This window comes from Rothia sp. HMSC08A08, assembly GCF_001808385.1.
Taxonomy (GTDB): Bacteria; Actinomycetota; Actinomycetes; order Actinomycetales; family Micrococcaceae; genus Rothia; species Rothia dentocariosa.
Map to the genome: position 1 here is coordinate 18,123 of NZ_KV793072.1, position 20,590 is coordinate 38,712.

Genomic DNA, 20,590 nt, shown 5'->3' on the forward strand with positions numbered 1-20,590 from the left:
GTCGCCTTGGCCTTTCTAGGAACTTTTACACGCAACATCACCAAAACTACGGCATACGTGATATAAAACCCATAAAATTCAGGGAATTCTCTGGATACTCCCACCAATTATAGAGGTACATTTCGAAGATATACCCGCTAAAATAAACGAGTGACTACTATTAACCTCAAAGACTCATTTAAGGCGTACGACGTTCGCGGTATCGTCGGCGAAACTATTACCCACGAAACTGTGCGTGCAACCGGTGCCGCTTTTGTTGATGTGCTCGGTCTGGCTGGTCAGACCGTTTTGGTGGGCGGTGACATGCGCCCCTCCTCCCCCGAATTCATGGATGCATTCGCTGAAGGTGCCACCGCACGCGGCGCAAATGTCCAAAAAATCGGTCTCATTTCAACCGACGTGCTCTACTTTGCATGCGGTATTGAGAATGCGGCAGGCGTTACTTTCACCGCAAGCCACAACCCCGCCGAATACAATGGCATGAAAATGGCTAAGGCCGGGGCGGTTCCTGTATCCTCCGAAACCGGTCTTTTCGATATTCGTGATCTTGCTCAGAAGTACCTTGACGAAGGCTCTATCCCTACCGTTGAGAATCCCGGCGTCGTCACTGAAAAGGACGTTCTCAAAGCCTACGCCGAGTACTTGCGTAAGCTCGTGGACCTCTCCAATATTCGCCCCCTCAAGGTTGTTGTGGATGCAGGTAACGGCATGGGCGGTAAGACCACACCCGCCGTCTTGGGGGATGCTCTTCTGCCCGCGCTTCCACTTGAGATCGTGCCCCTCTACTTTGAGCTTGACGGCACTTTCCCGAACCACCCGGCTAACCCGCTTGAACCCGCTAACCTTGTCGATCTGCAGAAAGCAGTTGTTGAGCACGGCGCAGACATCGGCCTTGCCTTTGACGGCGATGCCGACCGCTGCTTCGTGATTGATGAGAAGGGTAACGCGGTCACCCCCTCCGCCATTACCGCGCTCGTGGCAGAACGTGAAATCGCGCGTGCTAAGGCGGAAGGCAATGAGCAGCCGGTTATTATTTATAACCTCATCACGTCCAAGGCCGTACCCGAGCTCGTCGAAAAGCTCGGTGGGCGCGCTGTGAAAACCCGTGTGGGTCACTCCTTCATCAAGGCAGTCATGGCTGAAGAATCCGGTATTTTCGGCGGTGAGCACTCCGCGCACTACTATTTCAAGGACTTCTTCAACGCAGACACCGGTATGCTCGCCGCGATGCACGTGCTCGCGGCCCTCGGCGGCGGTAACCAGGCGCTCTCCGAGATCAGCGCCAGCTACTCCCCCTATGTCGCGTCCGGTGAGATCAACTCCGAGATTGAGGACAAGGCAGCCGCGGTAGACCGTGTACGCGCGCACTACGCTGGCGCGCCTGTCAAGGTCGAAGACTCCGACGGTACCACCTTCACCAACACCGAAGAAGGCTGGTGGGCAAATCTGCGGCCTTCCAATACTGAGCCGTTCCTGCGTCTGAACCTTGAAGCACCGGATATCCCCACGATGGAGCGCGTGCGCGACGAGATTCTGGCTCTGGTGCGCCAGTAGTTCTTTGAGCTCACATTATTTTGGGCGGATGCCGATTATTATCGGTATCCGCCCTTCTGCTATGCATTGGCGCTGGGTTATACAATCGCCTTACAGCCCTGGCGCGTTCCCTATTCCGTATCCAAACTTTTACACGCCAAAATAGCCTTTATGAGCGCAGCATCCACTGGTCCGGACCAAAGATCTCGTAATTGATATTCTGCGCCGGTACACCTGCATCCACGAGAGCGGAACGCACGCCCTTCATGAACGGCAGCGGACCGCACAGGTATACGTTCGCCTCCGCAGGTATGCCCAGCTTTGCGATGTCCACACGGCCACGGTAATCGCCAGTTTCTTCGTCTTCTATGAACGAGATGAGCTTGCCGTGAGGAAGTTTTTCGATCAGCTCGGTCATTTCCTCACGCAGCGGCCATGTATCAAGGCGACGGTCAGCGTGAACCACGGTTACCTGACGTTGAGAACCGGACTCAATCAGCTCATTGAGGAAGCTAATCATAGGGGTTACGCCGATACCCGCTGAGAAAAGGTAGAGGGGCGCATCCGCAGAGCCGAAGCCCTCCAAGGTGAGGTCACCATAAGGGTTGGAAATCTCGACGACATCGCCAATCTTGAGCCCGTGAATGATCGAAGTCATTTCGCCGTTCGGATCGAGCTTCACTCCGATACGACGCTGGTTTTTATCGGACGGAAGCAGGGTGTATTGGCGGGGCTGGCGCAGACCATCACGTGCCTTCGTAATAATGGAAATGTACTGGCCTGCTTTCGCCTCAGTCATAGGGGTGTTATCGGCAGGTTCAAAGGTCAGCACGACCACGTTATCGCCGGTTTCTTGGCGATCAACAACTTTGAAGGGCGCGTGGGTAACATTATTTGCCTGGGATGCATAGAGTCCCTTTTCGATCTTGATCAGGGCGTTCGCCATGAGCCAGTACACTTCGCTCCAGGCGTCCACAACCTCTTCAGTTGCGGCTTCGCCCAGATCTGCGGCAATCGCCTCAAAAAGATACTTGTAGACAGTTGGGTATTCATTCTCTTGAAGCCCTAAGGATGCGTGCTTATGCGCCACACGGGAAAGCACCTCATCAGGGTAGGAATCGGGGTGCTCCATAATGTAGGAAGCGAAGACCGCGATGGACCCAGCAAGCGCCTTCGGTTGGGTGCCTTCGAGCTGAGACGACCGAGAAAAGAGACCATCCATCAGGTCGGGACGGGCGGCGAACATACGCTCGTAGAAGTCTGGTGTAATGTGCCCGATACGCTCTGCGACAATCGGCAGGGTCGCCTCGATAACCGGGCGTGATTTTTCGGAAAGCATGAGGGGTATGCGCCTTTCTTCCTTGGACTTTAGCGATACTTTGTCTGTAAACCTTTTTACACTATCACCATTTACTGTTCGCTAAGACGATGTTTTCTTGCGGCTTGAAATATTGAGAATAGCCTTGTGACAGGCGGTAACTTTTGTATAGTAGCGTTTACGTGAATATTTTCGCCGTGATATACCGTGATGTGAATAAAAATAATTTTGCACCCTGGCACTAGGTTTCACGCAGGGTGAACAGAAGTATCGTTCTATAACGCATAAACCGGTGCACCAGTCACCTATCCCTCTTACGGAGGCGGTCTCAGGTTACATATCTGCCTTCTTAAGCGGACACCGGACACATACGGTCAATGTATATTCTTACGGTGCCAACCCTTGACAGAGGCAAGCTATCAAAAGAGAAAACTCCACGCTTTCACGGTTTATCCGCGTACTTTCTCTCGCACAGTGCATCTACTCTCTGAGCAACAAACAATTTGCCGCCCAGAGACTTTGTCTTTACCGCAACGCTACGACAGTCCGGGGAGGTACGGGCGGCAGCTCTCGCTCCGTAGGCTCGTGCACGAGCGGCCCCAACCCCAGTTCCACAAAAACGGGTCCAGCAGGCCGCGCCCCAGCGGGAAGTTCAGAGATAACAACGTCGTCAACAGAAGCGTAGAAAGCTTCACGGGCGCGGGCTAAAACCGTTCGCAGACGACAAAAACTATCTAGGGGGCAGTTGCCGTTTTCGTCTTCGCATTCGATCATAGGAATATCGCCCTCGGTACTACGAAGTACCTGCCCCACGGTCGCTTTGCGCCCCGTCTCCGATAGCAGGACGCCGCCGGATCGCCCACGGGTAGATTCAAGCAGCCCTTGATTGACGAGGAACGCCACAGATTTTGCGACGTGATTATAAGGGGTTCCGACTCCCTCCGAGATCTTCTGGGTCGAGAGTTTTTCCCCTTCCTGCAAGGAAGAAAGAAGCATCATAATACGTAGTGATACGTCTGAAAAAGCCGTCAGGCGCATGCTTCGTATCTCCTTTCAACAGTTTATTGAGGGCTAATAATATAGGGTTTGTCCGTTCTACCGGAAAATTCTAGTCTTCGCACCACCCGCACGAAAATTAGGTATGGCTTTACTGCACACAAAATGCGGAGTCTGTATAGCAATATTTTAAGGCATTGGTGGATATTTACACCTTTTCTGCATAAACTGTGCACCATCCCACACACCCGAGTATGCCATATCATGCTGTACGCGCTGCACACCCGATCGGTGGGATGTATTTTGCAACAATGTAAGAGCAGGCTTTCACAAACGGTGGGGTGGGATACGCATTGTCAGCGCATCCCACCCCACCATGGTGTCATATTGCCGAATGTTCCTTAGTCTTCAAGAGACTTTGCCAAGGCGTCACGCTCAGCTTTGACCTCTGCGGGGAGCTTATCGCCGAACTTCGCTAACCATTCGTCAATGCCGGGCAACTCGGCCACCCACTCGTCCTTTGAAACGGCGAGTGCTGCGTTAAGTTCTTCATCGCTGATGCTCAGACCGGTTAGGTCGAGATCTTCCTTCGTGGGTACGGTGCCCAGGAAAGTCTGCGTGCCGCCGCCCTTGCCGTCGAGGCGGTCGAAGATCCACTTGACCACGCGGGAGTTTTCACCAAAGCCGGGCCATGCGAAGCCACCGTCGGGGGTGCGGCGGAACCAGTTCACGTAGTAGACCTTCGGCATGTTCTCGGCACCGTGCTTCTTACCCAGGTCGATCCAGTGCTGGAAGTAGTCGCCCGCGTTGTACCCGATGAAGGGAAGCATTGCCATGGGATCGCGGCGAACCACGCCGACGGCGCCCTTTGCAGCTGCTGTGGTCTCAGAGGAGAGGGTGACCGCGCGGAAGACACCTTGTTCCCAGCTATCGGATTCGGAGACCAACGGCACGGTAGTCTTGCGGCGACCGCCCAGCACGATGGCGCTCAGCGGCACACCCTCGGGGTCGTAGTACTCGGGGGCGAGCATATCCACCTGGGATGCGGGGGTGCAGAAACGCGAGTTGGGGTGCGCTGCGGGACGCCCCGATTCAGGAGTCCAGTCCTTGCCGGTCCAGTCGGTCAGGTGCGCGGGTGCCTCGTCGGTCTTACCTTCCCACCATACGGAGCCGTCATCGGTGAGCGCCACGTTGGTAAAGATAGTATTGCCCTTAGAGATTGCCTTCATGGCGTTGGGATTAGTGGAGTAACCGGTGCCGGGCGCCACGCCGAAAAGCCCCGCCTCGGGGTTAACGACGCGAGCCTGGTGATTCTCGTCAAATTCGATCCACGCGATATCGTCGCCGACCATTTCGGCTTTCCAGCCGTCGATGGTGGGGTCCATCATCGCGAAGTTGGTTTTACCGCAGGCAGAGGGGAACGCAGCGGAGATGTAGCGGGTAACGCCCTCAGGGTTGGTGACCTTGAGGATGAGCATGTGCTCAGCCATCCAGCCCTCATCATGACCGATAACCGAGGCGATACGCAGTGCATAACATTTCTTGCCCAGCAGTGCATTGCCGCCATAACCCGACCCGAAGGACCAGATTTCGCGGGTCTCGGGGAACTGCACAATGTACTTCTCGGGGTTGCAGGGCCAGGACACGTCTGCCTGCCCGGGCTCAAGCGGAGCGCCTACGGAGTGAAGCGCCTTCACGAAGAAGCCCTGAGTTTCGTCCAGTTTCGCGAGCACATCCTTGCCGATAGTTGCCATAATGCGCATTGAGCACACCACATAGGCGGAGTCGGTAATTTCGACCGCCATCTTGGGGTTCTTTGCTTTCAAAGAGCCCATGACGAAAGGAATGATGTACATGGTGCGCCCGCGCATCGAACCTTTGAAAAGACCGGTGAGCGTCTGCTTCATCTCCACGGGGTCACGCCAGTTGTTGGTAGGACCAGCGCCTTCTTCGGTCTGTGAGCAGATAAAGGTGCGCTCTTCCACACGTGCCACGTCGTCGGGGTCAGAGAACGCTGCATACGAGTTGGGGAACTCATGATCGCTTAGCCGTACGAAGGTACCTGCATCGACCAGTTCTTGGGCGAGTCGGTTGTACTCCTCTTCGGAACCATCAACCCAGTAGATACGGTCGGGCTCGGTGAGTGCTGCAACATCGCGCACCCAGGCTAAGAGCTCGGGGTGGGTTGTGGGAGCGTTCTGCAGGCTCTTTTCAAGTTCTGCAGAAAGAGTACCGGTTGAGATGTCAGTCATTGACCTATTTCCCCTTTGAGTCTTGAGAATTGCCGGGCACCTCACTGGCACGGCAGGCAGTGTGTTGTGAGGATGTTTTAAACTAACGAGGGCGTGTAGCTTCCTTAAAATACACGCCCGTGGAATTTTCCACATCCTCGTGTTCATCTAGAATAGCGCATTTAGCTGATGAGTCGAGTATTTTATATTTGACCCACTGCAGCGCTCTTGTCCTTAAGTTGGTTTGCCTGTGGATGCGGCGCAGCTTCACCGAATAATCCCGAGCGTTCCCACGAATTCCAAAATTTTTTGAAAAATTTTCCCACCCCGCAAAAACATTGAAATTACGCGGTTTTTATGCCATTTTTAGGAACTTTGCGAGTAATAGTTGAGGGTTTTTGTTAGAACTAACACTCTTTTTCGACTTGCGCGCTATCAAGGGTGCCCGTATAGTATTGTTTGTTGCTGCGACGGGTAGTTATAAGCCCGGTCGCGAGGAGCATGCGCCTGTAGCTCAACGGATAGAGCGTCTGACTACGGATCAGAAGGTTGGGGGTTCGAATCCCTTCAGGCGTACGAACGAAGCCTTTCCTGTCAAGGAAGGGCTTTTTTGCTGTCTATCAAAGCCTGCAGACGTGGCAGTTTGAAAGTCCTCGGCGAGTAATCGCCGGGGATTTCGCCGTTTCTATACCCTAAAACAACTATTGAATAGCGTATAATTGACGAGTATAGAGAACCACGATCCGATCCTTCTGAGTCACAACATGCAGGCATTCACATCTACAAACAGCTTCACCTCAGGCACTATACCCATGCCTTCAGAAGCGGTGACTATCGGGGGTCTCAACGCAAAACCAGCCTATGAAATTTCGGCTATCCATACGATCAGTGCAACCAGACGCATCGCGTAAATACTTGGCCTGCCCCTCAGTTTCCGGTGTGCCACCAGCTCTAACACCGCTTTTATCTGCTAGGGGATTAAAAACACCGTCATCCCAAGACAGGCTTCAAAAATACCGGTAATCTGGATACACCCCAATTTTCCAGGGAAAGTATTTCAACAGCGAAGGAGCGTCAACATCATGGTTCAGCTCACGATACCGCAATCCCTAGTGGGTTCCCTCATAGATATTGCTCAGCTAAAAGATATTACATACTATCCGGCAAATCACCGATGCGCCCACTGGGCAGTCTATAGCGAAGATCAGACCGAGCTTCTGTGTCCTTGTGCACCCGCCGAATCTGCATCCGTCGAGAAGCTGTTCAGCGCCGCATCCGAGATACTGTATAAGAATTTTCGACACCGTATTGAAAACGCCGACGATATTGTTTCTTTCTCAACTCAAGAGCACGAAGAAGTTAGTGAAGAAGTTAGTGCAGCTCAGGCCGACGAGGTTGTCACCGGTTCTCTGCCGCTAGTTCCCGAAACCACGATTAGCGCCGCGGTGGATACTCCCGCCGACATGATGGAGGCACCTGCGAGTGATGATAACGCAGATACGACCCAGACTGGCCCCATACCCGTTCCTACGGTGCCCACTCCCCTAGGGCAGGCCCAGCCGGTACCTTCTCATGAACAGCCGCAAGTCCCCACGCCCGGTATCGCCCGTATGCCTTCTCCCGCGATGTTCAAGAAGAAGAGTACACTCACCTATACTCCTCCGCGCATTGAAGAATATCTGCAGCAGCTGCGCACGAACCAAGCAGCGCAGTCCTCAGCGGAAAATACAACCCCGCAGCCCGAGACGGCTTCTTCACAAACGCCAAAGCCAGCGGGTTCACAGACTTCAGCATCCGGTGCGCAGCATCCCGCCCAGGTATACGGACACACGCAGAAGACCGCGCTGCCTTCTTTGAATGATCCCATCACCAAGGCCGAACGCACCGCCAACTATCGTGTAGATCCGGGACGGTTGGACACCTTCAAAAAAGACAATATCGATCTGGTGACTATCCGCGAAGTTATCACACTGGGTCGCGCCGAACGCATTAACGGTTGGATTATTCGGTTCCGCCACAACGATTACCGAGTCGATGTCAATACAGCGTCTATGACCGTTATCACCGCTCTTGACGAGTTTGATGATTTTGATGGACGAAGCGGCACAGAATACAGCCCCGAAGCCGCTCGCGAGCTTCTTGGCGTCCCCGATATTACCGCCTGCGATTTCACCTCCGGCGCGCAGAATTATCTTAAAACCCACGGCGGCGAAGCCTTCGATGCGATGGTCTCCGCCATCAGCTCCCCCGAAAAGGTAAGGGTAAACCTCGATTGGACGCGCGAATATCACGGAAGCGGTATACAGGTTACGATATCGCCCGATAACCGCATCGTCATGAGTATTCGACAATCCGTCACAGATACCGACGCCAACGGTGCTGAAGATACCCCGGAAAATTCTCTAGAATCAAACGCCACAGCCTCATAGGGGTTAGGAGGAAAGCACCTTATGAACAAGAAAATAGACATTCCCGTCGAGCTTTATGCCCGTCTGCAGGAGCTCTCCCACCTAGCGCGATACGAATACACCGAGCAAGAGGGCAGCACCTGGACTATACAGAACCCAGAGGGTGAAAGCCTGCTGGATGCGCGGCGCAAAATCTCCCCGGAGGCTGCGGAGCTTTATTTCACCATCATGCCGCTTCTTGCCTCAGAATTTATTGCCCAAAACGAGGCGCTGGTGACCGCCTATCGCAACGCCCCCAAGCCTGCGGCGGTCAAGCCCACGATTAAACCCTCAGGTCAGCAGCTTATTCCCCTGCTTGAGGTTCCGCACGAGAACCAACGCATTGCCGAACAGATTGAGAATGATTTCTATGGCGATGTTCCGCCGGGCGACCGCATCTACCCGGTACTGCCGGGTGTCATCGATCATATGATGCGCAACAACCTGGGGTACGCGCTCGTCCTTGAGCTCATTACGGCCCCAGACAGCGAACGCCGCGACGAATCTGCCCAGGAAAACCGTTTCGGACGTGAGGTTCAGCATTATTCAAACCGGCGCCTCGGGTACACCGCCGTTCTGAACGCGAATACCTCCGAGGTTATCTCGGTACATCCTTTTGATGGCTCTACACTCACCGCCCCCAGCGGACACTACGAGCTCACCCCTGATGCCGAGAAACAGCTGAGCGCCCTGGGACTCACAGCAGAACTTGTGGAGCGCATCCTCGAAGAGGCGAATGATCGCCGCCCAATTCCGGGTACAAACCGTACCGTATACTCCCTGCACGGCTATTCGGTAGAGTTCTCAAACACCAACCATAAGATTGTCAGCGTGCGCAAGGGTGTGGTGAAAACACGCAACCCCTTCGAATCGCAGCCCAGGATGCGCGGCACCAAGTCGCAGCGTGGCGTTAAGATTCCCCACGATATTCACGCTTTTAAGAATCTTCTGGAAAGTCACGGTTTTACGATTACGATGGGTGGCAAGCACTACGATATTCGTCACGAAAAATTGGCGCCGGGTATGAAAGCTACCACATCTGTGACCCCCTCCGACAGCCAACGTTGGCATCTAAATTCGGCCCGTCAGATCCGCGAGATTTTTGGTGTGGACCTGCGATACGCCAATCCCAAAGATACCTGCCGCGGTATCGTGCATGCCCTGGAAACAGAGGAAGATTTCGAGGAATAACCTCCAGAACAAAGGCACTCTCATTCACCATTTTCGACTCGTTCCCTAGGGCGCACGGGTCACGGATGCGCTGTGCACGGCACCACTGCATCATAGGGTTAACCTTGGTACTCTTCTCGCGGGTACGCCTCTGTCATACCCCCGTCGCAAAGTTTTACGGGGTAAGCTCTGAGTTTACAATAGAGGTGCATCTACACAATGTGAGGAGGACACGCGCGTGAGCGTGAAGATCAATGTAACCGGAGAAGACGGTGACAGCCGAGAGATCGAATGGGAGGATCACCAGACTCTATTAGAAGCTGTACAGGCGAACGGGTTCCCCGTGCTCGCAACATGCGGTGGCAACGCATCCTGTGCCACGTGCCATACCTTTATTGATCCAGAACACTACGCGGCTTCAGGCGATCGTACCGACGCTGAGGAGGATCTCCTCGACATGGTAGACGACGTAGCTAACGAATACTCGCGCCTCTGCTGCCAGGTGGAATACGCACCCGGCATGGATGGCGCCTCTATACAATTGCAGGCGGCGATGTAATATGACGAGTTCGGCTAAGATACTCTACTCCGCAACCGCACTTCTTTGCGCCCTTACGCTGGCAGGTTGCGGCGTTTCCGATGCCGATCATTCTGCGCAGACTGACGCTTCACCGAGCGCATCCGCCAGCGTTGCTCAGGGTAAAATTACCCGTGCTTCCGACCCGGCGCATTCTGTGTCCCCCGGTTCTATCAGTACTGCGGGCGGGGATAGTTCTCAAAGCCCTGAGGATAACCCCACAGATAATAACGACTCTCACTCAAACGATGAACATTCCGAGGATGGGGCTAAGAAAAAAGACTCCAATTCTAAGGATTCTCACGATAAAAAGAGTTCATCCGGCGAGGAAAGCAAAGATGCGGATGGCTCTTCATCGAATAACGATGGAGATAACGGCACTGAAGAATCGTCCAGCCCAGAAGCTAAACAGCCAGGGCGTTCAGCAACCGGTTCTTCAGGTTCACTCCTAGCGTCAGCCTGCCAGATCACCGATCTTTCGGTTTCTGTTTCCGAAGATAAGGGCACCCCCGGAGCCCGGAAATTCATTCTGACGTTCACGAACGTTTCTGAGGAGCCCTGTGTGCTCAAGGGTAACCCGACGGTTGTCTATGCAGATTCTAATTTCAGTCAGATTGGCTCACCAGCACGCCCGGCGGCAGGTTCGACGAACCCCACCGGCACGCTTCTGCACACAGGTGAATCTACAAACGCCCCAGTGACCTCGGTCAACGCTGGTCCGCTGGGTAAGAACTGTTCACCGACGATGGCACACGGATTCTTAGTTCAGGTTCCCGGTGACGGCAACTGGACGACGGTCTCTGCTTCTTCTGAGGCGTGCACCGGCAAGGTTCAGCAGCTGTCCGTGGGACAGTTCGGTTCGTAACCGATCAGCACACGAATAATTCGTTTCGAGAAGAAGCGATAACAGCAAGAGGCGGTTCCTCATCCGGGAACCGCCTCTTCAGCATCTACACAATGCTTTATTTATACACGAGGTTTACCTAAGTTTTCCACCTCATCACCCTGATACGGAAATATTTCTTACCTATCTATGAGATAGACCACCAGATGAAAGGAAAACGCTAGGAACTCGCTCGCACGTGGTATACGCCGCCACGTTTCAGGGCTGCCGTAAGCGCAGGAAAATCTCGTGGCGGGACGCGAAGCACGGAAATTAAACAGTGCGCGTGACATCCTCAAAGTCAAAGCGCAGCCCGCGTGCCCGATAGGGGCCCAAACCATAGCCGAGATTCACCACGAGGAAAGGCTGTTGATCTGCACCGCCGAGCAGAACGGGGTCGGCGGCAAGAGCCTCAAAATCTACGCCGGTGATAGGCCCGGCATCTAAACCTAGCGCACGCACCACGGTAATAAAGTACCCCGCCTGTACCTGTGCGTTTAGCCTGCCCAGCGGAATGCGTTCTTCTTCAGCCTCGAAGAACTCCTGCGCTGCCACGGCGTGCGGAGCGAACTCGGCGAACCGTTTCTGCCAATTCTTGTCGTACCCTAGAACCGCATTCACGGGCGCGCTGGCGGCAGCATCGCGATTACTTTCGTGAAGATATCCCAAAAGGCGTTCTTTCGCACTCTTCGACCGCACCCACGTAATGCGCAAAGGCTGATTGTTGTAGGCGGTAGGCCCGAGCGCGGTAAGCCGATAAATCTCATGAAGCTGCTCTTCAGTCACCGGATCATCGCTGAACTGATACGAGGTGCGGGGCAGTTCATATAGCGCCTCACGCTGTTCACGGGACAGGCGTGACTGGCGGCTCGGATTCGCGAGATAGGGTTCCGGTTCGATGCCCCGGTCGGCAGCACTGCGTGAGCTCACGTTCTTTCCCTTTCGGCGAGTATGCGGCATATGGAGCAAGAGGCACGTTACGCACCACTCCCCTTTTCTATAGTGCACCCGCCTCAGCTTCAACGCATAGCCACAGGGGTTTTCCCGATAGATTCCGTCAAACTTCGTCACAAAACCGGTAGGCGGTGCATCCTGGTGCAGATGCACGAGCCGCTAGAGGCTGCGGGTCACCTCGTCGAATCCGAACCGAGTATCGCGCGGGTACTGGGTAGGAACACCGTACCCTAGATTCACCACAAGGATGGGATGCTCGTCGGTTCCCGCAAAAAATTCTTCGTACAGCCCCTCAAAATCGGCCCATAAGGGACCGGCGTCTAGACCAAGGGCGCGCACAGCGGTCATAAAGTAACCGGCCTGCAGGTTGGCGCTCTGCTGAGCGGCAAAGGTAACAATTTCCTCGGTCGTGCAATAGTTCCTGATAGTCTCTGCCGCGCGGGGGTTAAACACATCTGCACGGTCTATCCACGCCTTATCGTATGAGAGTATGGCGTTGACAGGTGCCTGACGAGCCTTTTCTTGATTAGCCTCGATCAGGTGCTTGACAAGGCGCTCACGTGCCTCGGGGCTCTTGATCCATGTGATACGCAAAGGCTGACTATTAAAGGCCGTGGGTCCCAGATAGGTGAGCTCCTGAATCTCCCGAAGCTGATCATCAGTGACGGGTTGATCGGTAAATTTACGCATAGTTCGGGGCTCACGGAAAAGAGCGGTGATTTGGTCCTCAGATAAACGGGTCATCTCTCATATCCTTTCCTATAACGTCAGGTTCTCTCGACATGGTGAATCTATTCGTCCCCCGCAAGGCTACCGCGCCGTTCTTTCCATCATGCACCGGTTCGCACCATAAAGCTACCCCCAGAATTCACGCCACGGCAGTTCCCCATTCCCTCAAAGCCCAGCAAAAATCGGTGGCTGCAGCATCATCAGATACGGCAGCCACCGGTACACCACATATTCGCAGGCCTCCGGACACATATACCTAGCTACCGGATTCCTGCGGTTTACTCTCGCTGGGGACCGAAGGCGCACCTCGGCGGCTCAGCGAGCGCGAAACACGGCTTTTAGATGCTGCGGGTTACGTCATCAAACTCAAAACGGGTACCGCGCGGATACTCGGGAGCCACACCATAACCCAGGTTTACGACGAGGAAGGGCTGCTGGTCGGTACCTTCAAAGAATTCAGCGGCGATACCATCGAAATCCGCGCCATTCATGGGGCCCGCATCCAGGCCAAGAGCGCGCACGGCGGTCAGGAAGTAGCCAGCCTGAAGTGCAGAGCTCAGCGCGCCCGCAGGAATACGTGCCTCTTCAGCCTCGTAGTAGGATTCAAAGGCAGCGGCCTGGGGTGCGAATTCCCCAAAGCGTTTCTGCCAGTTCTTATCGAAAGCCAGCACAGCGGTTACAGGAGCCTTGAGGGTCTTCTCCTTATTCCCATCCATCATGTGCTTGACAAGGCGCTCGCGAGCTTCGAGAGTCTTCACCCAGGTAATGCGCAGGGGCTGGCTATTGAAGGCCGTGGGCCCCAGGTAGGCGATCTCCTGGATCTTCTTTAGCTGTTCGTCGGTGACGGGCTGATCGGTGAATGCGCTCACGGTGCGAGGTTCGCGAAAGAGAGCGGTGATCTGGTCTTCGGTCAAGCGGGTCATACCTGTGTCCTTTCAGTGAAATAAATTACTTTACGTGTAAAATTTTATGATGTACGTAATGTACATATTCAATTATTATGGCCCCATCACACGGAAAAGTCTTGTATTCGCGCACAATTGCCCCTGTAATATGTGCCACGCTGAGAAAACTTTCAAGGAGAATCCGGGGCATATACGGGATAATAGGACCATGCCCGACGCTCTAGAACCTTTCTCACCCGCCACTCAGCAATGGTTCCGCAACGCTTTTGGCACCCCGACCGCCGCGCAGGAAGGCGCCTGGGAGAGTATCAGCAAGGGCGAAAACGCGCTTATTATCGCCCCCACGGGCTCCGGCAAAACCCTTGCCGCTTTCCTATGGGCACTCGATGCGCTCTACCGCGGCAAAAGCGCAGAACCGGACCAGCGCGAGCTCACGACATCGACTCAGGCACGGAAAAACGGGGACGCTCGGGAAACACAAAAGACTATGAAGCAGCGTGCGGGCGGTACGCGCATCCTGTATGTTTCACCTCTGAAAGCTCTCGGGGCGGATGTGGAGCGCAACCTGCGCGCGCCGCTTGCGGGGATTGCGCATACAGCGAAGGAATCCGGGCAAACCCCACCCGATATTACCGTGGGTATTCGGAGCGGTGACACCCCGGCGCGCGAGAGGCGGCAGCTGATCAGCAACCCGCCCGATATTCTGCTAACCACCCCCGAATCGCTCTACCTTATGCTGACCTCTGCGGCACGTTCGACACTCACCGGTGTGACAACTGTGATTGTAGACGAGGTACACGCCCTGGCGGGAACCAAGCGCGGGGCGCATCTGGCTGTGTCCCTTGAGAGGCTCGATCAGCTGGTGGAGCGGCCGGTGCAGCGCATCGGACTGTCGGCAACCGTGAACCCGCCCGAAGCCGTCGCCACATTTTTAGGCGGAGTGCACCCGGTGACAATCGTGGCGCGGCAGGTGCCCAAACGTTGGGATCTGCGGCTCTCGGTACCCGTGCCGGATATGGCGGCACTCGGCGGGGCAAACGATTACGGGCAGGGCAGCTATGCGCCCGGGGAGCAGCGGGCACCACGCGGACAGGATTCGCCCGGTTCAGCCCCGGACGCACTAGAGTTGCCGGTTCAGGCAGCTGATGATGCGCCATCCTATACTCTTGCGGATGCTATCGGCACCTTCCCCGGCGAAGAAGGATTATCTCTTGAACTGCCGAACAGCTCCGCCGAACAAGACGGTACTGCGAGCGCGGCAGCAAGTGCAGGGGCACGGAAGCCGGGCGGTGAGGGCGAGCGCGCATCCGGGTATCGTGCCTCGATTTGGCCTTATGTTCAGGAACGCATCGTGGACGATATCGAGAATAATCGTTCTACAATCGTGTTCGTGAACTCGCGTGGGCTCGCCGAAAAACTTACCGCGGCTCTCAACGATATTCATGTGCGCCGCGAGCTCTCACGGCGCGAGCTCGCGGGTGAGCCCCTGCCTGACATTGGTGAGGAACCAGACATTGCGCCGCTGGCGCGGGCGCATCACGGTTCGGTGGCGAAGGATCAGCGCACGCTTATCGAAGAATCCCTCAAGAATGGTTCGCTGCGGTGTGTGGTCGCCACAAGTTCCCTGGAGCTCGGCATCGATATGGGGCATGTGGATGAGGTTATTCAGGTGGCGTCTCCGCCGTCGGTGGCTTCCGGTCTACAGCGGGTGGGTCGTGCCGGGCACCGCGTGGGCGAGGTTTCGCGCGGGCTTTTTTATCCGAAGCATCGCGGGGATTTGTTGGGCTCTGCCGTGGCTCTGTCCGGTATGCTCGCCGGGTCTTTAGAACCGCTTACCGTTCCCGCAAACCCGCTGGATGTGCTTGCCCAGCAGACCGTCGCCGCCTGCGCTCTGGGACCTATCGGGGTGGATGCCTGGTACGAGGCGCTGCGCCGCACCGCCCCTTTCGCGAACCTTTCGCGCGCGCTCTTTGACAGTACTTTAGAGATGCTGGCGGGCAGGTACCCTTCCGATGAGTTTGCGGAGCTTCGCCCGCGCATTATTTGGGATCGCACCGCCACCGCTGATGCGCCAAGCGGCACAATTGAGGGGCGGCCCGGTGCGCAGCGGCTTGCAGTAACTTCGGGCGGGACGATTCCCGATCGTGGGCTTTTTCCTGTCTACCTGGCCGGTTCTGAGGATTCCAAAGCACCTAAACGGGTGGGCGAGCTGGACGAGGAGATGGTCTACGAATCGCGGGCGGGCGATGTTATCGCCTTGGGCGCGAGCAGTTGGCGCATCGAGGACATTTCGCACGATGCAGTGCGCGTGAGCCCCGCACCCGGTGAGCCTTCACGTCTGCCGTTTTGGCATGGCGAGCGGGTGGGCCGCCCGGTGGCTCTGGGCCGTCGGTTGGGGCAGTTTACCCGCGAGTTAGCGAAGTCTGCGGGTGCTGAGTCCGCTAGCGAAGACACCTCAGCGACGGCTGCGATACGCGCCGAGCTGACCCGGTTAGGGCTGGACTCTTGGGCGAGCGATAATCTGCTCGCTTATATTCGGGAGCAGCGCGAGGCTACCGGCGTGGTCCCCACAGATAAGCGGTTTGTGGTGGAGCGCTGCCGCGATGAGCTGGGAGATTGGCGTGTTATTTTGCATTCGCCGTACGGGTATCCGGTGCACGCACCTTGGGCTGTGGCGGTGGGCACCCGCGTGCAGGAACGGTACGGTATCGACGCCAGCGCACTTGCGGCAGATGACGGTATTGTGCTGCGTATTCCCGCGGTGGAAGATACCCCGCCGGGTGCTGAGCTTTTTCTCTTCGAGCCCGATGAACTAGAGGAGATTGTCAAGGATCGTGTGGGCGAATCGGCGCTTTTCGCATCTCGTTTTCGAGAGAGCGCCGCCCGTGCCCTGCTTCTGCCGCGCCGCGATCCGGGCAGGCGCACTCCCCTATGGCAGCAGCGCCAGCGTTCGGCGCAGCTGTTGGATGTTGCGCGCAAATACCCCGAGTTCCCAATCCTGCTGGAAACCGCCCGCGAATGCTTGCAGGATGTATATGATGTTCCTGCGCTTCTTCAGCTGCATCGGGATATTGCCGCGCGGCGCATCAGCCTGTCGCAGGTGCAGACCGAGGGGCCTTCGCCTTTTGCCCGCACCATGCTTTTCGAGTACGTGGCGGAACATATTTACGATACGGATGCGCCCGCCGCCGAACGCCGCGCTGCCGCCTTGGCACTGGATCCGGCGCTTTTGGCGGAGCTGCTGGGTACCGCTCAGCTGCGCGATCTGCTGGATCCACAGGTGATTCTTGAGGTTCAGGAGCGTCTTCAGCGCACCGGGGCGAAGTATCGGGCACGCGGGGTTGAGGGCGTGGCGGATCTTCTGCGCCAACTCGGTCCGCTCACGGCGAGGGAGCTGGCGCTACGGCTGCGCGGGAATGAGGGGTCCGGGGTTGAGGCCGTGCCCGAGGTCTCTTGGAGCACTCCAAAAGGCAGCGAAAGTCGATCTAAAAAGGCTGATATTTCACATGAAACCGGGGATTCAGCCGAAAATACCGCCGAGGGTCTACTGGAAGAAGACCTTGAAACTACCCCGCACGCCACCGCCGAAGAGGCGCGCACGCTTGCCGAAGAGCTGGTCGCATCCCGCAGGGCATTCGTTATCAATCCGCACTCAAATATAGCGGGTAGCACGGAACCGATCTATGCCGCCGTGGAAGATGCCGCCCGGCTGCGCGACGGGCTAGGGCTGCCGCTTCCGGTCGGGATTGCTCAGGCGTACCTCATGCCAGTCGCCGCGCCGCTCGAAGACCTAATCTCGCGGTATGCGCGCACGCACATCCCCTTTACCGCAGCCGAGGCGAGCGCCCATTTCAGCCGCATCACGCCGACGGGTTCGGGTGCTATTCTGCCGGTTTTACGCGCTTTAGAGACGCAAAATCGACTGTTCTCGGGCGAATACCTGCCCGAGGAACTGCGTGTATCTCGCGCGGAGGCAGCCGATACGATACCGCTCTCCCCCGCGCCCACGGCAAGCCTGGAATGGGTGGATGCCGAGGTACTTCGCCTGCTTCGTGCCCGGTCGTTGGCGGCGCTGCGCCGCGAGATTGAGCCGGTACCGCAGCGTGCTTATGGCGCGTTCCTGCCCGCCTGGCAGGGAGTGCGTGCGCAGACGGTCAAGGTTTCGCGCAGGCTCGCGGAAACCACCGAGTACGGTGCGTATTACGAGCCCGAACGCACGGTTCAGGTTCTTGTCGAGAGCAAAGGTTCATCCACCGAGGCATTAGAGGGTCGCGAGGGCTTGCTGACGGTCATCGATCAGCTGGCCGGGGTGCGTGTGCCCGCCTCTGCCCTGGAGACCCTCGTCTTGCCAGCTCGGGTGCGTGATTATTCGCCGCAGCTGTTAGATGGTCTGCTGGCCAGCGGAGAGGTGCTTTGGCGCGGTGAGGGCGAAATCTCCGGCAATGACGGCTGGGTGAGCCTGCATCTTACCGAATCCGCCGAGCTGACCCTGCCCGATTCTTCCCGCACGCAGGCCTTGGATGAGCTGGGCTCGGTGGAGCACGCCGTCTTTGAGGCGCTTTCTGGCGGCGGGCTGTTCTTTATGCCGCTTCGTGAGCGCGTGAACGACATCTTGACCTCTCGCGCCGCCTCGGGCGAGGTTGTGCATTTTCCGGAGGCTTCGGAGGTGTCTGCCGCACTGTGGCGCCTGGTGTGGGCTGGGTTGGTCACGAACGATACTTTCGCCCCGGTACGTGCCATGCTGGCGGGCGGGTCGAGCGCGCATCCGGTGCGGCCCGCCGCTCCCTTGGCGCGCCCGGTGCGCAGGCGCGGTGCCGCGCGACTGTCTGCGGCACGTACTTCTTCGGGTGCTTATCCGCGCAGGTATAGCGGCTTGGGCGGCACTCGTTCCGGCTCTTCTGATCCGCAGGTTTCGGCCCGGGATTCTGGGCGGTTCAGCCATATTAGCCTTCCCCAGCCACCAGGCACCGAGTCCTCGCAAGAGGCAGATGCCACCGTTACCGCCTATGCACGCGCGGAACTTCTCTTAGACAGGTACGGTGTGCTCACCCGCGGCGCGCTCGCCTCTGAGGATGTTCCCGGCGGCTTTGCGGCCTTGTACCGCGTCTATGCGGCTGCCGAGGAACGTGCCCTGGTGCGGCGCGGATACTTCATTGAGGGGCTGGGTGCGGCTCAGTTCGCCTCCCCAGCAACAGTGGATGCGGTGCGTTCCTACGCTAATATTGGCGCTGATAATCCGCAAAATACCGGGGTAAAACGAATAAAAAACGAGGAAGTATTCGGTTTATTTGAGGGTGTTCTGCTGGCGGCTACAGATCCGGCGAATCCTTATGGTGCGGCGCTCACGTGGCCTTCCGTCCCCAGCTTGCTCTCGGTCTCTTCTACATTCGGCGGTGCGGAAGAGGCTGCGCGCGAAGGCACAGAGACCGCCCAGTCCGTGCGGCATCGTCCGGGGCGTAAGGCGGGTGCCTGCCTCATCCTGCTCGATGGTGAAGCGGTCCTCTATCTGGAACGCGGCGGCAAAACCCTGCTGTCTTTCACGGCTGATCCGCTCAAACTTGAGGCTGCGGCCCCGCTGCTGGCGCGCATCGTGCAGGCGGGTATTGCTGAGAAAATCGTGGTGGAAAAACTCAACGATTGTGATATTCTGGCAACCCCGGAACCGCCGACTCACCGGGGAGCGTCGAAGACCGATTCTGGCCGGCTGCCCGAGCATCCGGTGGTGGCGTTACGGCGCACGCTGCTTGCGCAGGGCTTTTACACAACTCCGCGCGGTCTGCGGATGCGCCGCTCCCTCTAAAATGCCGAGGTCTTTAAGTGCAGAAAGCCCCTGCATCGAGGAGAACCGAAATATTTTCGGTAACTCCCGATGTGGGATCTCGTTGAGAAGCTCTAGCTTAGTAACCGCCGGTCATGGTGTCTGCCACGCCAACGCAGATGTCGATAGCTTCATCGACGCGCATGGCGCGTGCACCCGCCGGAATGTTACCGCGCGGGCTGCCCTGCACCACATGCCGGGCGAAGTAATCGACTAGATGCAGCCATCCGCCTAAAATCATGCGGGTGCGGTCATTAACGGGCATTTCAGTGCGTTCGAGCATCCATTCCAAGTATTCGTCAGGAGTACTGGGAGCATCGCTTTCACTGCCGCCTTCAGCAACATGGGCGAAGTAGGAACGCAGCTCAACACGAAGAGCCTCCACCGGGTTAGGGTGGTGCTCGCTGAGCGCTTCAAGGACAGCCCGTGCTTCGCGCCGGGTTACCGCCGCCGCCAAAGACTCTTTGCCGGGGAAGTAATGGTACAGCAGTGCCCGAGTAATACTGGCCTCACGAGCGATGCTGCTCATGCAGGCTGCCACAACACCGTACTGCGCAAAATGAGCCGCCGCGACCTGCAGGATTTGTTCTTCCCGTTGCGCCGGAGTCAGACGCTGACCGCTCTGCCACGTCTTCTTAGCTGCTTTTTCAGAGGCTTTTTGTGCGGGTTCGGTGTGCTTAGCTTCGTTGCGTGCATTGTGTTCCATATATCCCTCTAATCGTTCGATTTCTCGAACCTCTTTTTTTAATAGTACCGCGCTAACCCTAAGCCGCTACCTATAAAACTTAATATGAAGTTTAATGCTTATACGCTGATTTTGCCGCGTTATTAAGCAGTTCCATGCTTCACGGTAGTGAAACAAATTTTATGATTTTATTTATTTATTAGACACTTTTGCGAGGAATATTTCGCATTAACTTCACACTGTTCATATACCACCCAAAATATGAGAGGGTCGTGCCATGATGGCCTAAGTATGTGCTGTCTTCAAGGCGCGGTCCTTATACTTTCACGCAGGAAGCTAGAGGT

13 protein-coding genes and 1 tRNA gene are annotated in these 20,590 nt (G+C 56.5%); 7 read left to right on the top strand and 7 right to left on the bottom strand.

The genetic code is table 11. The annotated features are described in order from the left end of the window. The first annotated feature begins 150 nt into the window (after positions 1–150). Positions 151–1,554: a phosphomannomutase/phosphoglucomutase gene (locus HMPREF3164_RS06160; RefSeq protein ID WP_070449635.1), complete on the top strand. Its 1,404-nt coding sequence runs from the start codon at positions 151–153 to the stop codon at positions 1,552–1,554. A gap of 148 nt (positions 1,555–1,702) precedes the next feature. On the opposite strand, the gene HMPREF3164_RS06165 is transcribed toward HMPREF3164_RS06160, so the two are convergent. The 3 genes from HMPREF3164_RS06165 to HMPREF3164_RS06175 form a co-directional block, all read right to left on the bottom strand. After that, entirely contained in the window at positions 1,703–2,872 is a 1,170-nt protein-coding gene (locus HMPREF3164_RS06165; RefSeq protein ID WP_048753340.1) for an FAD-binding oxidoreductase, read from the bottom strand. A 504-nt stretch (positions 2,873–3,376) separates the two neighbouring features. Next, on the bottom strand, positions 3,377–3,889 hold the full coding sequence (locus HMPREF3164_RS06170) for an RrF2 family transcriptional regulator (RefSeq protein ID WP_070449638.1): 513 nt from the start codon (positions 3,887–3,889) through the stop codon (positions 3,377–3,379). Between the two features lie 359 nt (positions 3,890–4,248). Then, positions 4,249–6,099, bottom strand: a complete 1,851-nt coding sequence (locus tag HMPREF3164_RS06175; protein WP_048754571.1) for a phosphoenolpyruvate carboxykinase (GTP) — start codon at positions 6,097–6,099, stop codon at positions 4,249–4,251. Positions 6,100–6,581: 482 nt separating this feature from the next. Between HMPREF3164_RS06175 and HMPREF3164_RS06180 the strand changes: the two genes are divergently transcribed. The 5 genes from HMPREF3164_RS06180 to HMPREF3164_RS06200 all read left to right on the top strand — a co-directional run bounded on the left by HMPREF3164_RS06180 (position 6,582) and on the right by HMPREF3164_RS06200 (position 11,137). Then, positions 6,582–6,654: transfer RNA gene (locus HMPREF3164_RS06180), tRNA-Arg, on the top strand. Positions 6,655–7,160: 506 nt separating this feature from the next. After that, complete coding sequence (locus HMPREF3164_RS06185; protein ID WP_070449640.1) at positions 7,161–8,507, top strand: hypothetical protein; 1,347 nt, start codon at positions 7,161–7,163, stop codon at positions 8,505–8,507. Between the two features lie 21 nt (positions 8,508–8,528). Beyond that, positions 8,529–9,716: a cell wall biosynthesis glycosyltransferase gene (locus HMPREF3164_RS06190; protein WP_070449642.1), complete on the top strand. Its 1,188-nt coding sequence runs from the start codon at positions 8,529–8,531 to the stop codon at positions 9,714–9,716. A 217-nt stretch (positions 9,717–9,933) separates the two neighbouring features. Next, a complete protein-coding gene (locus HMPREF3164_RS06195) occupies positions 9,934–10,254 on the top strand; it encodes a 2Fe-2S iron-sulfur cluster-binding protein (RefSeq protein ID WP_004006570.1) in 321 nt (106 codons plus the stop codon). Between the two features lies 1 nt (position 10,255). Next, a complete protein-coding gene (locus HMPREF3164_RS06200) occupies positions 10,256–11,137 on the top strand; it encodes a DUF4232 domain-containing protein (RefSeq protein WP_013398462.1) in 882 nt (293 codons plus the stop codon). Between the two features lie 291 nt (positions 11,138–11,428). On the opposite strand, the gene HMPREF3164_RS06205 is transcribed toward HMPREF3164_RS06200, so the two are convergent. From HMPREF3164_RS06205 to HMPREF3164_RS06215, 3 genes are all read right to left on the bottom strand, one after another. Continuing rightward, positions 11,429–12,085: a malonic semialdehyde reductase gene (locus tag HMPREF3164_RS06205; RefSeq protein ID WP_244864654.1), complete on the bottom strand. Its 657-nt coding sequence runs from the start codon at positions 12,083–12,085 to the stop codon at positions 11,429–11,431. Between the two features lie 183 nt (positions 12,086–12,268). Beyond that, positions 12,269–12,853 carry a malonic semialdehyde reductase gene (locus HMPREF3164_RS06210; RefSeq protein WP_070449646.1) on the bottom strand — a complete coding sequence of 195 codons (585 nt, stop codon included), beginning with the start codon at positions 12,851–12,853 and terminating at the stop codon, positions 12,269–12,271. Positions 12,854–13,176: 323 nt separating this feature from the next. Next, positions 13,177–13,761, bottom strand: a complete 585-nt coding sequence (locus HMPREF3164_RS06215) for a malonic semialdehyde reductase (RefSeq protein ID WP_070449648.1) — start codon at positions 13,759–13,761, stop codon at positions 13,177–13,179. A 190-nt stretch (positions 13,762–13,951) separates the two neighbouring features. On the opposite strand from HMPREF3164_RS06215, the gene HMPREF3164_RS06220 reads away from it, so the two are divergent. Continuing rightward, the gene (locus HMPREF3164_RS06220) at positions 13,952–19,543 is read left to right on the top strand and encodes an Lhr family helicase (RefSeq protein ID WP_070449653.1); all 5,592 of its coding nucleotides are present in this window, start codon (positions 13,952–13,954) and stop codon (positions 19,541–19,543) included. A 97-nt stretch (positions 19,544–19,640) separates the two neighbouring features. Here the strand turns inward: HMPREF3164_RS06220 and HMPREF3164_RS06225 are convergent, their stop codons facing one another. Next, positions 19,641–20,267, bottom strand: coding sequence for a TetR/AcrR family transcriptional regulator (locus HMPREF3164_RS06225; protein ID WP_070449657.1), 627 nt, complete (start codon positions 20,265–20,267; stop codon positions 19,641–19,643). Positions 20,268–20,590: the final 323 nt, after the last annotated feature.

Excerpts from the sequence above, each read along its gene's own strand:
- HMPREF3164_RS06170 (WP_070449638.1), bottom strand. The coding sequence starts at position 3,889 with ATGCGCCTGACGGCTTTTTCAGACGTATCACTACGTATTATGATGCTT.
- HMPREF3164_RS06200 (WP_013398462.1), top strand. The coding sequence starts at position 10,256 with ATGACGAGTTCGGCTAAGATACTCTACTCCGCAACCGCACTTCTTTGC.
- HMPREF3164_RS06215 (WP_070449648.1), bottom strand. The coding sequence starts at position 13,761 with ATGACCCGCTTGACCGAAGACCAGATCACCGCTCTCTTTCGCGAACCT.
- HMPREF3164_RS06210 (WP_070449646.1), bottom strand. The coding sequence starts at position 12,853 with ATGACCCGTTTATCTGAGGACCAAATCACCGCTCTTTTCCGTGAGCCC.
- HMPREF3164_RS06185 (WP_070449640.1), top strand. The coding sequence starts at position 7,161 with ATGGTTCAGCTCACGATACCGCAATCCCTAGTGGGTTCCCTCATAGAT.
- HMPREF3164_RS06225 (WP_070449657.1), bottom strand. The coding sequence starts at position 20,267 with ATGGAACACAATGCACGCAACGAAGCTAAGCACACCGAACCCGCACAA.
- HMPREF3164_RS06220 (WP_070449653.1), top strand. The coding sequence starts at position 13,952 with ATGCCCGACGCTCTAGAACCTTTCTCACCCGCCACTCAGCAATGGTTC.
- HMPREF3164_RS06165 (WP_048753340.1), bottom strand. The coding sequence starts at position 2,872 with ATGCTTTCCGAAAAATCACGCCCGGTTATCGAGGCGACCCTGCCGATT.
- HMPREF3164_RS06175 (WP_048754571.1), bottom strand. The coding sequence starts at position 6,099 with ATGACTGACATCTCAACCGGTACTCTTTCTGCAGAACTTGAAAAGAGC.
- HMPREF3164_RS06190 (WP_070449642.1), top strand. The coding sequence starts at position 8,529 with ATGAACAAGAAAATAGACATTCCCGTCGAGCTTTATGCCCGTCTGCAG.